Origin of the sequence: Ahrensia kielensis DSM 5890, from assembly GCF_000374465.1 — a bacterium.
Taxonomy (GTDB): domain Bacteria; phylum Pseudomonadota; class Alphaproteobacteria; order Rhizobiales; family Rhizobiaceae; genus Ahrensia; species Ahrensia kielensis.
Genome location: NZ_KB894531.1, coordinates 87196 through 100733, shown reverse-complemented (window position 1 = coordinate 100733; position 13538 = coordinate 87196). Strand labels below are relative to the sequence as shown.

General features: G+C 46.6%; 9 protein-coding genes. 6 read left to right on the top strand and 3 right to left on the bottom strand.

Going from position 1 to position 13538, the window contains the following annotated elements:
• Window positions 1-104 precede the first annotated feature (104 nt).
• The 6 genes from C504_RS0112240 (at window position 105) to C504_RS0112215 (ending at window position 11111) form a co-directional block, all read left to right on the top strand.
• Window positions 105-1742 (top strand): CHASE domain-containing protein, encoded by a 1638-nt coding sequence (locus tag C504_RS0112240; RefSeq protein ID WP_018689639.1) that lies wholly within the window; start codon window positions 105-107, stop codon window positions 1740-1742.
• 73 nt (window positions 1743-1815) lie between these two features.
• Window positions 1816-2910 carry an AI-2E family transporter gene (locus tag C504_RS0112235; protein ID WP_018689638.1) on the top strand — a complete coding sequence of 365 codons (1095 nt, stop codon included), beginning with the start codon at window positions 1816-1818 and terminating at the stop codon, window positions 2908-2910.
• Window positions 2911-3278: 368 nt separating this feature from the next.
• Window positions 3279-5189 carry an autotransporter assembly complex protein TamA gene (locus C504_RS0112230; protein ID WP_018689637.1) on the top strand — a complete coding sequence of 637 codons (1911 nt, stop codon included), beginning with the start codon at window positions 3279-3281 and terminating at the stop codon, window positions 5187-5189.
• A 50-nt stretch (window positions 5190-5239) separates the two neighbouring features.
• Window positions 5240-9490 carry a translocation/assembly module TamB domain-containing protein gene (locus C504_RS0112225; protein WP_169385123.1) on the top strand — a complete coding sequence of 1417 codons (4251 nt, stop codon included), beginning with the start codon at window positions 5240-5242 and terminating at the stop codon, window positions 9488-9490.
• Between the two features lie 86 nt (window positions 9491-9576).
• Window positions 9577-10494, top strand: coding sequence for a sugar kinase (locus C504_RS0112220; RefSeq protein WP_018689635.1), 918 nt, complete (start codon window positions 9577-9579; stop codon window positions 10492-10494).
• 155 nt (window positions 10495-10649) lie between these two features.
• The gene (locus tag C504_RS0112215; protein ID WP_018689634.1) at window positions 10650-11111 is read left to right on the top strand and encodes a hypothetical protein; all 462 of its coding nucleotides are present in this window, start codon (window positions 10650-10652) and stop codon (window positions 11109-11111) included.
• A 76-nt stretch (window positions 11112-11187) separates the two neighbouring features.
• Here C504_RS0112215 and C504_RS0112210 read toward each other — a convergent pair whose 3' ends face one another.
• The 3 genes from C504_RS0112210 to C504_RS0112200 are packed head-to-tail and all read right to left on the bottom strand — an operon-like array spanning window position 11188 to window position 13491.
• Entirely contained in the window at window positions 11188-12006 is an 819-nt protein-coding gene (locus C504_RS0112210; protein ID WP_018689633.1) for an ABC transporter substrate-binding protein, read from the bottom strand.
• Window positions 12007-12017: 11 nt separating this feature from the next.
• Window positions 12018-12791 (bottom strand): ATP-binding cassette domain-containing protein, encoded by a 774-nt coding sequence (locus tag C504_RS17835; RefSeq protein ID WP_083923186.1) that lies wholly within the window; start codon window positions 12789-12791, stop codon window positions 12018-12020.
• Window positions 12784-13491: an ABC transporter permease gene (locus C504_RS0112200; RefSeq protein WP_018689631.1), complete on the bottom strand. Its 708-nt coding sequence runs from the start codon at window positions 13489-13491 to the stop codon at window positions 12784-12786. Before C504_RS0112200 ends, C504_RS17835 begins: the two co-directional genes overlap by 8 nt.
• Window positions 13492-13538 lie beyond the last annotated feature (47 nt).

Here is a 13538-nt window from a genome sequence, read left to right as displayed (position 1 = left end):
GAAGACGCGACCTCAGGTTGCGCCAAACATGCGTGCTCTATGCATTTATTATATTGTAAAAACCCTGCTTGGCGTTAAATGTCTTCGTATAACATGGAGATATGATGCGTAACCGCCTTCCAACAATTCTGTTTTCGGTGACGATGCTTCTCGGGCTCGTTGCTGCCTATGCGGTATTCAACTCCACACGCCAAGCTGAACGTGCAAGCTTTGATATTGTTGCCGATGATATTATCGACAATCTGGAAGAGGGTGTGAAGCAGCACGTCGCTCTTCTTTCAGCGACACGCTCCTTGGTCAATACAGTCGACATTGATGATAAAGGCAGCGGTTTTAAAGAGTTTGTCGCTGATCTTGGTTTGGTTGAGAATTATCGCGGCATTCAAGGGCTTGGTCTTGCGCCGATTTTTGTGGCGGGTAATGAGCTTGCTGCAGAGAATGAAATCAAGCGCAATTATAACCTTGAAAGAAAATTATACCCAGAATCAGACGAAAGCTTTCGCGTTCCGGTTTTGCTGCTTGAGCCAAATGATGAGCGCAATCAAAAGGCATTGGGCTATGATATGTTTGCCGAAACTAATCGCCGTGATGCGATGATTGCGGCTGCACGAGACCGTCGCCCAAGTGCAACAGCGCCTGTTCGTCTGGTTCAAGAGATTGATAGTGATCAGCAGCTTGGGTTTTTGATTTACGCACCGATTAAGCAAAAAAACATTGATGTTGTTCGCATTGCTAATAACTACCAACCGCTAACAGGTTTTGTTTTTGCAGCGTTTCGCATTGGCGACCTTCACAATGCTGCATTGTCCCGAACATTGTCTTCTGCCTTGGGTCTATATGTCCAAACGAAAGACAAGACAGACAATAGCGAAACGGTGGTTTTTCAAAGTAAAAATTATGATAACTATGCTGATAAAAGTGGGTTGAGATCAGTAAAGACGATTAACATGGCGGGCCGTGCATGGGAAGTTGAAGTGATCAAACCTGCGAGCGGCTCACTTGATAACAGTCTATTATATGCGCTTATGACCGGCCTTTTATCATTTTTGTTTGCCGGTGCGTTGGCATCATCTTCCAAACTCCAGTTGAGTTCATTGCGCAATTCTGAAGAACTGCGTCTTTATTCTGAAAAAGCTGCACAGGATAAGGATTTAATGCTTCAAGAGATGAAGCATCGGATCAAAAATTCGATTGCACGTATTAATTCAATCGCGCGCCAAACGGCCCGTAGCTCGAACGATTTGCCTGAATTTACCAAATCCTTTTCAGAGCGGCTTCAGGCCATGGCGACAGCACAGGATGTGTTGGCGCGGTCAAAGTGGCAACGCGCAAGTTTTGGTGATCTTTTGAAAAGTGAGCTTGAGCAAGTATTCGGCAAAAATGCGAATGAAGTTAAGTTAAGCGGTCCTGAAGTGTCTTTGGATGAAAAATATAGCCAAGCCTTCGGTTTGGTCCTTCATGAATTAGCGACCAACTCGTTAAAATATGGCGGTATGTCAGGCACTGAAAACGCCATGCAAATCAATTGGAAGATCAAAAAGCTACCTAAACGCAAGCGCGGACTTTCTATTGTTTGGCGAGAGAATTTCACTGGCGAAAAAACAGAAACTGTTAGCGCAGGCGGCGGTTTTGGTACAAAATTGATAAATGCCAATATTGTAGGCGAACTTGGCGGTTCTTTTGACCGCAGTTTTGACGAAAAAGGTATGATTGTAAAAATTGACGTCCCGTTGACGCAATAATTTACAGATCGGCGGTTTGGGCGGAACCTTTCCGCTGGCGTTGTATTGTTATCCAAGGGGGACAATACAATTGATGCAAAATGCCGATGATATTTATGAAAAAAAAGCTGCAAATGCGATAGAAAAAAACCTGCAGATCGCCGCGAATGTTTCAGTGGTTGTGATCGGCTTGTTTGCCTGTCTTGTGGCGCTGCATTTGGGAAAGACAATAATTGCGCCCATCGCGCTTGCCATAGTCATTGGCATTATGTTCGGCCCAATTGCTGACCGGATCGAAAAGAGTAAAATTCGCCCTTCTGTTTCGGCTATGCTTGTCGTTGCATTATTTGCGGGTTTGATACTCGCAAGCTTTGCAGCCTTCGCAGTGCCAATGTCGAGCTGGATGGACCGGGTGCCAAGAATATGGAACCAATTCCAGATAAGTTTGGCCGACTGGAAAGGCGTGTTTGAAACCGTTGGGTCATTTCAGCAAGAACTGCAAAAAATGGCTGGCGGCGAAGCGACTGCAATGAAAGTGGAAGTAGACGAGAGCGGCCCGTTTGAAGAGGCGGCATTTCTAGCGCCTATTATTCTTGGCCAAATCGCAATATTTTTAGCAAGCTTTTATTTCTTTGTTGCGACGCGCCACGACTTGCGCCTCCTCATACTTAAATTATGTGTTCGGCGGAAAACACGTTGGCATGTGGCGCGCATATTCAAAGACGTTGAAGACAGCGTATCAGGTTACCTGATTTCCATAACCTATATCAATTTAGGCATGGGAATAACGGTGTCTTTGTTGTTTTGGCTGATCGGTGTGCCGTCGCCTTTTCTGTGGGGCATGCTGGCAGGCGTTTTAAACTATGTCGTTTATATTGGCCCTGCGGTTATGAGTGTGATTTTGATCGGTGTCGGGCTGGCAACACATACAGAAACATTGGCGATTCTAACGCCTGCTGCCGTTTTCTTAGGAGTTAACTTCCTTGAAGCACAGTTCATAACGCCCACAATTATCGGAAGACGCACGACAATGAATCCGTTCTTTGTCTTTTTAAGCTTGGTCTTTTGGATATGGCTTTGGGGGCCAGCTGGCGGCTTTATTGCAATTCCATCATTACTAATAATAAACGTCATTTATCTGCATATGTTTGTCGCACCACAACAACGTCGGCAAAGGGCACGGTTTTAAAAAATTAGCACAAGCGGAACTATTTTTCAGGTTGAGCGTTCAGGTAATGAAAACACACCCTCAGTTTTCGTCCAGCGGCTCAACCCTCCCCACCACAGGGCCGCAAATAAAGGAGAGAGCATTATGTGCTCTCTCCTTTCGAATTTATAGGGCCACAATATGTGTCTGCGAAAGCAGTACTCAGCTAATTCCCTAATTGCCTGCAGTTTTGAAATATAGTTAAGAATATGCTTAGCTATTGAGTGACAAATCATTGTAAATGGAAAGTTATATTCACCTCCTATTGACTTATTTTGTCCATCATAGCGTGTTATGAGGTCATCTTGTTTTTCGAGTCTGGGTACATCGCTATTGTGAGAAAACATAAGTTGCAGTTGTTATATGCTGCGGGGCTTGCGCTTTTGTGCAGCGCTGCACCGTTGTCGCACGCCCATGCTCTGGAGCTTTTTGGCCGCTGCATCCTTGGAAAATGTACTTCCGATGAAGAAAAAGACAATGCTGATCTGATTGATCCCAAACGTTATGATGTTAATTTTTCAGTTGTTAATGATGAAGACGTCGTGGGTGATGCGATAAAATCAGCCTCTCAACTTTGGCAAGGTAAAGACCGCGCTGTGGGCGGTTCTGCGGGCGTGATTGCACGTGCTAAAGGTGATTATCGACGCATCTTAGCTTCTCTTTACAATGAAGGCCGTTATGGCGGCACAATCTCGATCAAAATCAACGGTACAGAAGCTGCAAGTGTGCCGGTTGGAACGGAATTTAACTCAGGCGACACCATTGTTGTCGAGGTGAATCCAGGGCCGGTTTATCTATTCGGTAATGCGCAAGTTGAAGGTGCGCCGCCTGCGCCAACCATGCGCGGGGATGAACTGCCAAGCTTGGAAGATGTTGGGTTTAGCGCTGGTGCAGAAGCTAAGGCAGGTTCTGTCGGCAAAGCATCAAAACTTTTAAAAGATAAATGGCGCCAACAAGGTTATGCGACCGCTAAGGTCACCGATAGGGCTGTTACGGCCAACCATCCTACGCAAGAGCTCAATGTTGTGCTTACCGTCGAGAGCGGTCCACCCGCGGTTTACGGCGATGTTGATGTGCAAGGCACTGATCGTATGGACCCAGCTTTTGTTGCGCGTCAAACTGGTTTGGTGGCTGGTAATGAGTTTGATCCTGATGATTTGGTAAAAGCTAAAAAGCGCTTAGACCGCCTTGGTGTTTTTTCAACGCAAAAAATCGAAGAAGGCAAAGCTGTTTCTGAAGATGGAACACTGCCGATAGGGCTGATCGTCAAAGAACGAAAATTACGGCGCATCGGATTGGGTGCAACCGTGTCCAGCCTCGATGGCGTCGGGTTGGAGAGTTACTGGCTTCACCGCAACCTGTTTGGTAAGGCTGAACGGTTGCGACTTGATGCGAAAGTGGGCGGACTTGGCTCAACCTTTGATTATCAAAAGTTTGATTACGAACTTGGCGCAGCATTCACAAAACCTGGTGTTTTCACGCCTGATACAGATTTAAATTTCAATCTTTATGCGCGCCGCGAGTACAATGATAGTTTCATAGAAACATCTGCTGGCAGTAATATTGGTCTTACGCATTATTATTCCGATGCATTGATTTTCAATGGCGGCGTCTTTGTCGAAGCTGCAAAGTTCGAAAGCAAGCTTGGAGATCGGGACTTTATCACAGCAGGCTTGGATTTTTCAGCGGTTTACGATTCACGTGACAGCAAACTTGATGCGAGCGAGGGTTTTTATCTGAGCGGCGCAGTAAAGCCGTTCTACGAGTTTAATTATCAAAATTTTGGTGCGGCAGTTAAGGCCGAAGCACGCAGTTATTTGTCCTTTGGTGAAGATGACCGCATTGTGCTTGCAGGCCGTGCATTGGCCGCGTCAATTGTTGGTCCTGATCGCAGCGAAACGCCTGACAATTTTCTTTATTTTGCCGGTGGCGGCGGATCGGTGCGCGGCTATAACTTTAACGGGATAGGCGTTGAGGATACCGACGGTGATATAACGGGTGGTAAATCCAAATTAGAGGCCTCTGCGGAATTACGTTTTAAGGCGTGGGGAAACTTTGGCGGCGCAGTGTTTATTGATGCAGGCACAGTGTCTGCGGATACGCTGCCAAGCTTTGATCAGGATGTACGTTTAGGCGCAGGCTTTGGCGTGCGTTATTTCACTGGCCTTGGTCCCATACGTGTAGACTTTGCTATGCCGCTTAATCGGCGTGATCGCGATCCGCATTATGGCATCTATGCGGGAATTGGGCAGGCATTTTAATGATCCGCATTGCAAAATTTTTCGCCCTTATTTGTTTATTTGTAAGCTCAATGCTCCATCAGGGCTTGGCGCAAGAGGCCGAGCAGCGCTCTACACTTATAACTTTCGTTGAAGAAACATTATCGGCTGATAACCGTCAAATCAGATTGAACGGTATCAAGGGCACACTTTCTTCAAATGTATCTTTCGATAGCATTACAATTGCAGACGAAGATGGTGTTTGGCTAACGATTGTAGAACCGCAATTGATTTGGAGCCGAACAGCGCTTTTGCTTGGTCGGTTAGAAATCGAAAAACTGACAGCCAAAAGCATTGATATGCCGCGCGGACCAAAGGCCGATGACAGCGCCCCATCGGCAGAAGCCATGGACTTCACGCTACCTGACTTGCCGGTTTCTATAAAATTGGAAGAGCTCGATGTTCCTTCTATCACTTTTGGACAAACCGTTTTTGGGCTTGAATCAGAATTAGCCGTTAAAGGCGCGATATCGCTGATAGACGGCTCTCTGACGACAGATTTAGATATTGTTCGCTTGGATGGCCCTGGCGGCTCTTTGGTGCTCAATGTTGTTTATAATGATGTTGATAAGACCGTTAAACTTGATGTGGTTTTGCAAGAGCCAAACGATGGCATCATCGCAAATCTTTTGGATTTAGAAGGCAAGCCACCTGTCGCACTGACAGTTAAAGGTGATGCACCACTTAACGAGTTGCGTGTTGATCTTGGGCTTGATGTTGATAGCAAACGTATTTTGAACGGCAACGTCAATGTTAACGACATTGAGGATGGGCGGCAAATCTTTGCAAGGCTTGGCGGCCCTTTGTCCAGCATTATGCCAGCGCAATACCAAACGCTTTTGGGCAATGCGAGCCGGCTTGAGGCGCAAATTTTATTATCGAATGCAGGGTATACTCAACTTGATCGTTTAACGCTGAATAGTGGTGCGATCCGCCTTGATGTGAGCGCGCGTATTTTAGTCGATGGCTTTCTAAGCCAATTAAACCTGAACACTGAAATTGTTGACGCTGATGGTAATCGCATTGTGCTGCCAGACGAGAATAGTGCAACACCAACGACCTTTGAGCGTGCAGACTTTAATATTGCTTATGATGCAGCCAATGATGATGGTTTCGAGCAAACACTCTCATTGACAGGGCTGAAAACGGCCGAGGCGTCTGTCGCGCAAATTAGCCTTAAAACAGAAGGCACGATTTCTAATTTTACGGTGCCTGAAAGCCGCGCGATTGAATTTATAACGCGTGGCACAGTTGATGGAATTGCGCTTGTAGATAAGGCTCTTAGTCAAGCAATTGGCGACGCTGTACAGATTGCAGGTTCAGGCTCATGGCGCACCAGCGAAGCATTACAACTTTCTCAATTTGATGTTGAAGGTCGCGATTATGCGCTGCGCACAAATGGTGCTCTAACGACCGGAAATTTTGATGGACAAATTGGTTTTCAAGCAAGCAATCTGTCCTCATTCAGTGACGTGTTGGAGCGCGAATTGGCCGGCACACTCGCACTGGTGGCGACGGGCAATATTAAATATATTCTAGGGGCTTTTAACCTTGATCTGAACGGTGTTGCGAACGGTATTCTTACCGGCGATGAAACGACAGATAAGCTACTTGCTGGCGGAACCAAACTGTCGGGCAATGTTACGCGTAACAAAGACGGGCTTTCTTTTGACCGCTTACGGATTTTGAACAATCAAGCAGATATTCTTCTCACCGGTAATTATGCGTCTGAGAATACAAGCTTAACGGCCACCGCAGATTTGCGCGATATTGCTGATATTTCTGACGCGGGCCAAGGCGCTGTATCGCTCGTTGGAACTGTCAAAGGCGTAAAGCTGCCCTATGATACGGATATTGTAATCAGCATTGAAAATGGCACTTTGTCGGGAAAACCAGTGAGCGGACTAAAGGCTGCTTATCGCGGTGTCGCAGGGCCTGAGCTTGTTGAAGGCGCGCTTTCCGGTAATGGCTTTATCGATGGTCAGCCACTTTCATTGGCGGGTAAGATTAAACGCACTGAACTTGAACTGATCTTAAACAGCATTGCTGCAAAGATTGGCGGGGCAGATATTCAGCTTGATTTAACGCGGCAAAACGCATCTGGCCTTATGGATGGTCGCGCCGTTGTAAAAGCTACGGATATTTCCTCAATGGCAGCGCTTGCTTTGCAAAAAGCTTCCGGCAGTTTGAATGCCGATGTTAAGCTGATCACAGAAGATAATTCACAGTCTGCTGAGATTACCGCTACCGCAAACAACATTATCTACGCCGACAACAAGGTGGGCAGTGCGGATATTGATGCGCAAATCAAAACACTTTTAAAGTCGCCCGTTGTTAATGCCAAAGTGTCAGCACGCAACATTTCTGCTGGCGGTGTTGAGGTTAAAACAGTTTCAGGAAAAGTAGATACGAACGGAACGATCACAGATTTCGATCTTGAAGCTATTATGGTTCAAGAAAATGCGCGTCTTGTAACTGCGGGTCGATTTGAGCAAACCGCAAGTGAGCAACGCGTCACGGTGAACACGCTGACACTGCGTTCTGACAAGGGTGATGCTGCACTGGTTAATCCAGCCAAAATTGTCATCCGCGATGGAAAAACAACAATTTCTGATGCACGTTTGAATGTTGATGGTGGCATGATCAATATTGCCGGTAGTGTGAGCGAGACGATCAACATCACGGCAAATATCTCCAATCTTCCGCTGCGTGTTGCCAATGCTTTCAGCCCCGGACTTGAAGCTGGTGGAGCGCTAAGCGGGCGGATTGTTGCCACTGGTACACCTGCGTCGCCAAAAGTAAATTTCAACTTTGACGGAAACGGCATTACAGCGAACGCCCTTCAAAGCAATGGCGTTACGCCGCTTGCGATTGCGATAAGCGGTGATTTTAATGGCGCTAATCAAAATGTGTCGCTTGAGCGTTTGAAAGTTTCAAACGCTCAAGACATTCAAATTAACGGCTCAGGACAAATCCCATTACAAGGAAACGGCCTTAATGTTTCTTTGGAAGGCACAGCACCGCTTAGTGTTGCCGAACGTTTTCTGGCTGGTCGTGGCACGCGCATTGGTGGACAGGCACGTTTTAATGTGACGGCAACTGGAAGCCTGAGTGCGCCTAAAGCCGAGGGCATATTGTCAGTTGCTGGCGGCACGGTCAGCGATCCATTATCAAACCTTAGCCTTGATAATATCGGCCTTCTTGCGGGACTGCGCGGCGATGCAATCGTTATTCAACGCTTTAACGCACAGCTTGCGCGTGGTGGCGCTGTATCTGGTTCAGGCAGCGTCGGCATTACCGGTGATTTGCCTGCAGATTTAGCAATTCAAATCAATGATGCTGCTTACAGCGATGGCCAGACATTTTCCACGCGTGCGGGCGGCAATTTAACACTGACAGGCAATTTGCTGCGCGATCCAACTTTGGCAGGTCAGATTGACTTAGGTAAAACCGAGATCACCGTGCCTGAAACATTTGGCGGCGATATCGAGTTGCTCGATGTTAAAAATGTTAATCCTGATGCAGATGTTCAACGCACATTGGATCGTTTGGCGAAGGCAACGCCGCTACCCACACCATCCAGCCGGCCGAGCATTATCCAGTTAAATTTGACGATCAATGCACCGTCTCAGATTTTTGTGCGCGGACGTGGATTGGATGCTGAATTGGGCGGTCGAATCACAATTCAGGGCCCTATTACCAATGTAAATCCAAGCGGTCGTTTTGATTTGCGCAGAGGTCGTTTGAGCATTATCGGAAAGCGTTTTGACTTAACTGAAGGTTCAGTCACTCTGTCCGGCGATCTTGATCCGACATTACGCTTTGTGGCAACGACACAATCAGGTGATGTAACTGCCTCTATAATACTCAGTGGCCGGGTATCTGATCTTAATGTCTCGTTCTCCTCTTCGCCTGAATTGCCCGAAGATGAAGTTCTTGCTGCTATTATTTTTGATCGCAATATAGGTGAATTGACCGCGACACAGATCGCGCGTCTTGCAGCAATTGCAATCGAGCTAACGGGCGGCAAAAGTCCAGGATTGGTCGATGGTCTTCGAGATGGTCTAGGTTTTGATGATCTTGATATTGTTCAAGATAGCGATGGAAACGCGGCCGTTAAAGCTGGCAAATATATATCGGATAATGTTTATCTTGGCGTGCAAGCTGGCCAAAAAACAGAAGCAACGATCAATTTGGATATTACCGAGAGCCTAACGGCGCGTGGAGCCGTAGATTCAAACGGTGATACTAGCCTTGGGGTTTTCTTCGAGCGGGATTATTGATTTTCAAGCCTTGCACTTTACCCAACGATAATTATTACTTCCGCCTATTCGGCGCATGTTGCGCATAGTTGAAAAGGCAGTTTCAAATGATCTCGTTCGAAAACGTAAAAGACATACGATGCGCTGGTGAAGCGATGGTAGAGTTAAGCGTCGATGCCGATGGTCATTCCGCCCGAATAGGCATTGCGGGCGATGTCTTAAACTCAGCGATTTATTTAAAGCGCACAATCGCTGATAAAGCTAATGTGTCTTTCGTCTCCCGCGTGGGGGATGACAAGTTTTCAATGCGCTTGAAGTCCGTTGTTGAAGCCAGAAATATCAACGCCAATCTGATCGGCACTGATAAGACGCGCACGGTTGGTCTTTACGCCATTAACACAGATGCGCAGGGTGAACGCACTTTCCAATATTGGAGAAGCCAGTCCGCTGCGCGCATCATGTTCGGCACGGACGATGCGCCAGACTTTTCATCATTTGATGGTGCAGATCTGATCTATCTATCAGCAATTACGGTTGCGATTTTAACGCCGACTATTCGTAGCGCTTTATTACAGCGGCTTGCAGAGTTGCGCAGCAACGGTGTTTTGGTCGGGTTTGATTCCAATTTTCGCCCTGCACTTTGGGAGTCTCCAGAAGTGGCACGCGCTGTCGTATCGGATTTTTGGAAACTCACAGATATTGGATTTCCTTCAATCGATGATGAGATGGCGCTGTTTGATGAAGATGCAGCAACAACCACAAAGCGGCTAACATCTTATAATATGCCCATTTGTATTCTGAAGCGCGGCGATAAGGGACCGATTGTAATCAGCGGCGCTGAAGCTTTGGGTGACGCCAATTTCATGCCTGCGGAAAACGTTGTCGATACGACGGGTGCCGGTGACAGTTTTAATGGTACTTTTCTCGGTGCATTACTAAGCGGTTGTTCCATCCACGAAGCCTGCCACAAAGCACATGCAATGGCTTCTCGTGTTGTTGGTTTTCGCGGCGCTATCATTGATTAAGTGCTGGAATATCACAGCACTCTAACCAGTATGAATTTGCGTATATTATCTAAAATGAAGTTTTAATTTAAGAAAAACTGCTCAAATTTCGAAGATCAAATTTTAAAACAAAGACACGTAAAAGCTTCGCATATAAATAATTAGGAGCTAATTATATGCTTGGTGGTCTTATAAATATTGTTACACCTCTCATTCCAAAGCCTGTTGTGAATCCAAACCCGCAAACTCAGCCAGAAACTGAAGAGCAGGTCGAAGCACAGGCGCCAACTTCGCAAAACAATCCTACTGATACCCAAAATTCAGGCTCGACCAGTTCGACCCAAGCACCGTCAGCTACAAGCGGCCAATCAAGCGCAACGCTGCACACCCATACGGCCAAGGCGTCAATGGAAAATGTTGTACTTGAAGAAGATGAAGGCACATCTTCGTTTAATGAAGCTGCCTATATGCGGCGTGTGGCTGAACGTGTTCAGGCTGAAATGGCTTTGAACTCTATCTTCAATATAAAAGATGAATCTAATGTAGTGCCAAGCTTGTTTACTTCTGCGGCGCAAGAAAGTGAACCAAGCAATAAAGCAGCACTTAAGGAATATATGAAAAACAGTGAACCTGCTTAATTCTATGAGCTAGAAGGTTCTGTTATGCCAATATGCCGAAGCGCATTTTTATCGCTTCGGCATTTGTTTAACTGGCTTACTTGCTTGCGTTCGGAAAGAACAATTGCTGGCCGCCAATCTCATATTTTCGAATTTCATCTTGGCCTTCAAGTGACGTTAGCCAGTCGATAAAAAGCTGGCCTTCTTCAGTTTTCACATTTGGGCAATTCTGCGGATTAACAAGAATAACGCCGTACTGATTAAACATGGCGTCATCGCCTTCGACATCAATTGCATAATCGCCTTTATTGCCAAAACTTATCCAAGTCGCACGGTCTGTCATGACATAAGCGCCCATGCCTATTCCAGTGTTGAGCGTCGCGCCCATGCCTGAACCCGTGGATCTGTACCAAGTACCCGTTGGCTCAATCTGAGCTGTTTTCCATAGGGACTGTTCTTTTTTGTGCGTGCCAGAATCATCGCCCCTTGATGCAAAGAGCGCTTGTGCATCAGCAATCTGTTTGAGCGCAGCCTTGACATCTTTCATTCCGGAGACTTTAGCGGGATCACTGTCAGGCCCGACGATGACAAAGTCATTATACATCAGATCAAACCGCTGAACGCCAAACCCGTCTTTGACAAATTGTTCCTCTGCTGCTTTTGCGTGAACAAGCAAAACATCCGCATCGCAATTTTGTGCATTCTTGATGGCTTGGCCGGTGCCTACTGCAACGACATTGACCCTGATGCCGGTTTTCTTTTCAAACACTGGAAGTAGATGGTCATAAAGCCCCGAATTTGCAGTCGATGTGGTGGATTGTACAAGAATAGATGCTTCTTGCGCCAAGCCAGAAGAGGGTAAGGCAGCAAGCGTTAGTATTGATAATACAGCAAACTTTTCAGATATTTGTTTCAATACAATTCTCCTTAAATAACGGGAAGCCCGCCATCCAAATAGGTTTGGGCGATCCTTGTTTCGGGTTTTGTGAAAAATGACGCAGCACCAGTTTGTTCACTAATGCGCCCGTGATTGATAAAAATCACTTCGCTCGCTAACCGCTTGATCTGGCCAATATCGTGCGACGCAAAAATGACTTTCGTTCCTTTTAGACATTCCTCATGGAGAATGTTCTCAATGATTGCGATGGAAGTCGGGTCAAGGCTGGATGTTGCCTCATCCAAAAACAGAATTTCAGGCTTTGTCGCAAGGCCGCGCGCTAGCGCAAGGCGTTGCTGTTCCCCGCCTGACAAAAGACGTGCAGCGCGCGACGAAACATTCTCAAGCCCTACTTTTTCAAGCAAAGAAAATGCAATGTTTGGATCATTCGAGCCACGGCTTTTAAGAACAAACAGAAGATTATCTAAAACGCTACGCCGCAAAAGAACGGGCTTTTGGAAAACCATAGATTGGCGCTTGCGGTTATCATGCGTTACGGGCGTATTATCCCATAAAACGGTTCCAGAGTCTGGTTGGATTACACCGTGTAAAAGCCTGAGAAGAAGGCTTTTGCCTGCGCCATTAAAACCCATTATTGCTGACATGCCGTGTGCCGAAAAATTCAGGCTTATATCTTTTATCAGCACATTCGAATTGGCAGAAAAGCATAATCCACGGCAGCTTAAAAACGGGCTAGCTTGAGCGTCCTGTGTAGCGCGCTTGGGTTTTGCGGTCTGTGTGTGGGAAGGTGTTATATTAAGCATAGCCAAGCCGTGTGGCGGTCAGCCTTAGGCTGGACACAAGAATGTTAATCGATAAGGAAATACACAACAATACCAGCCCCAATGCCATTGCCATTTGCAGATTTCCTTTTGACGTTTCAAGCGCAATGGCGGTCGTCATAACGCGGGTTAAATGCTCAATATTACCGCCGACAATAATCACCGCGCCAACCTCAGCGTTGGAACGCCCAAAACCTGCCAGTGCGACCGTGATTAGAGAGTACCTACCATCCCACAATATCGCACCTGTGCGCATCGACTTTGTTAAAGACAGGGACTCAAATTGCTCGCGGTACTCTTCATAAATGTCTTCCAAAATCTGTCTGGAAAGCGCGGCAACGATCGGTGTGATCAAAATAGTTTGCGCAATGATCATCGCTGTTGGCGTGTATAAAAATCCAAGCCAGCCAAAAGGGCCGGACCGTGACAAATTGAGATATACAAAAAGCCCGACAACAACTGGCGGCAAGCCCATGAGGGAATTCATCACAATGATCACAAGGCTTCGCCCACTAAAACGGCTGACCGCGATGGTCGCGCCAATAATCAAACCGATCAGACATGAAAGCAGTGTTGCTGATAGGCTGACACGCAGCGAGAGAAGGACAATTTCAACCAAGTCAGGATTGAAAGTCACAATGTGGGTCAATGCCGTCCAGAGGCTGTCTGTCATATCATTCATGATTGTTCAATCTAACCACAAACGATGAAGGACACAAAGAATAGTGT

Excerpts from the sequence above, each read along its gene's own strand:
- C504_RS0112240 (WP_018689639.1), top strand. The coding sequence starts at position 105 with ATGCGTAACCGCCTTCCAACAATTCTGTTTTCGGTGACGATGCTTCTC.
- C504_RS0112235 (WP_018689638.1), top strand. The coding sequence starts at position 1,816 with ATGCAAAATGCCGATGATATTTATGAAAAAAAAGCTGCAAATGCGATA.
- C504_RS0112225 (WP_169385123.1), top strand. The coding sequence starts at position 5,240 with ATGCTCCATCAGGGCTTGGCGCAAGAGGCCGAGCAGCGCTCTACACTT.
- C504_RS0112220 (WP_018689635.1), top strand. The coding sequence starts at position 9,577 with ATGATCTCGTTCGAAAACGTAAAAGACATACGATGCGCTGGTGAAGCG.
- C504_RS0112215 (WP_018689634.1), top strand. The coding sequence starts at position 10,650 with ATGCTTGGTGGTCTTATAAATATTGTTACACCTCTCATTCCAAAGCCT.
- C504_RS17835 (WP_083923186.1), bottom strand. The coding sequence starts at position 12,791 with ATGCTTAATATAACACCTTCCCACACACAGACCGCAAAACCCAAGCGC.
- C504_RS0112200 (WP_018689631.1), bottom strand. The coding sequence starts at position 13,491 with ATGAATGATATGACAGACAGCCTCTGGACGGCATTGACCCACATTGTG.